Below are 1,661 nucleotides of genomic sequence, written 5' to 3'. Positions count from 1 at the left end.
AGATGTGTATAAAGGACAGCGCCACAACTTCCTGACACTGCCCCGCATCCGCTCCGAATCCCCCGCCTTCGACCTCCACCACCCCGGCCTCGCCCAGCTCGAACAACAGGCGAACGCAGGCCAGCGGGACATCGTGGCAGCCGACGAACACAAAGGCGGACCGCGATGAGACGCGGCACGGAGCACCGGCCCTCTGCCCACACCGTCGAGGGCTACCTCCTCGCCCGTGCCCACCACGACCAGGCACACCGGGAAGCCGGGACGCTGTGCGCCCGGATGACCTGGCTGACCACCGCACAAGCGGAGGACGTCACACGCCACTATGTCGAACAGCGCCTCGAAGTCAGCCGGAACACACTGCGCGACATCGTCGAGCGCACCACCCAGATCCGGCACGAGTACGAGGAGCGCTACCTGGCCCTGCGCCGCGACCTGCTCAGACGCCACGCCGCGGCCGCCTGCGCCGTGATCGCCTGCGCGATCGGCATGGGCACACTGACGGGCCACCTCATCCGCTGACCACCCCCGGCCGGGACCGGATCACCTCCGCCGTACCGGGCATGCCGTCCCGACGGGGTGACGGCGTACCCGGCCCGCTCCGGCAGCGACAGACAAAGGGGCCAGCGGCCACCGCGCCACCGGGCGAGCCGGCCACCGCCGGACGACCGGGTGACCGCCCGGCCGGTCACCCGGGTTCAAGTCCCGCACGCGCACCGGCGGAAGCGGCCTCCTGCCCCGGCGGACGACGAGGAGCGCGAAACCCCGGCCGCCCCCCTCACCCCTCCGTTCGGATGTATCGGCAACCGCGGACGTCTCGGGGCGCGGCCGCACGGGAACCGCTGACCGGGAAAAAGGGCCGAGGACGCCGGCCGTACCGCGGCTGCGGCCCGCGGGACCGGCCCGGACACACCCCCGAGGCGAAAGGGCCCCACATGGCGGACGACGTCATCACGCTGCTCACCACCGACCACCGCGAGTTGCAGCGCCTGCTCGACCTCATGAGCGAGGACAGGAGCTTCCGGGCCCTGGCCCTGCCCCTGGCGGTGGCCATGCTGAAGGCCCACAGCGAGGCGGAGGAGGAGCAGGTCTACCCGGTACTGGCTCGCGAGGCCCGCCAGGAGGAACAGGCCGAGCACGCGGCCGAGGAGCACCACAAGGCCGAGAGGCTCGGCAGGCAGCTGCTGGACATGGACGTGGACAGCGAAGAGTTCGACCACGCCCTGCAGGAGTGGACGAGCGCCATCCTCCACCATGTCGAGGAGGAGGAGAACGATCTGCTGCCCGCGCTGAGGCAGGCGCTGACACCCGCGCCGCTGCAGGAACTGGGCCTGGCGTTCGCCCAGCGCCGCTCCCAGGCCCTCGCGGGGCGGCACGCCACGGCCGGCGGCGAAGACGGCGAACGCGGCGGGCAGCGGGCCGGCACCGCCGAGACCCGGAAAGAGCTGTACGACAAGGCCCGGGACCTGGACATCGAGGGACGGTCGACGATGAAGAAGGACGAACTGGCCGAGGAGGTGCACCGCGCCGAAGCCGCAGGCGACGACTGAGCCACACCGGACGCGGTCGCCGGCGCAGGGATCGCGGCCAGGCTCCAGCACAGCAGGCGTCCGGTGCGGCCGGGCGGCGCGGACGAGTGCTGCGCGCAGGCCGGAGGGCGGGCG

At 72.4% G+C, this 1,661-nt stretch carries 2 protein-coding genes; both read left to right on the top strand.

The genetic code is table 11. The features are described 5' to 3' along the window. The first annotated feature begins 165 nt into the window (after positions 1-165). Entirely contained in the window at positions 166-519 is a 354-nt protein-coding gene (locus tag CCN42_RS29970) for a hypothetical protein (protein ID WP_086740325.1), read from the top strand. 413 nt (positions 520-932) lie between these two features. Then, the gene (locus tag CCN42_RS29965) at positions 933-1,547 is read left to right on the top strand and encodes a hemerythrin domain-containing protein (protein ID WP_086740323.1); all 615 of its coding nucleotides are present in this window, start codon (positions 933-935) and stop codon (positions 1,545-1,547) included. Positions 1,548-1,661: the final 114 nt, after the last annotated feature.

Origin of the sequence: Streptomyces glaucescens, from assembly GCF_002154375.1 — a bacterium.
GTDB classification, from domain to species: Bacteria; Actinomycetota; Actinomycetes; order Streptomycetales; family Streptomycetaceae; genus Streptomyces; species Streptomyces glaucescens.
The sequence above is the reverse complement of the archived record's forward strand: the minus strand, read 5'-3'. Positions and strand labels throughout refer to the sequence as shown.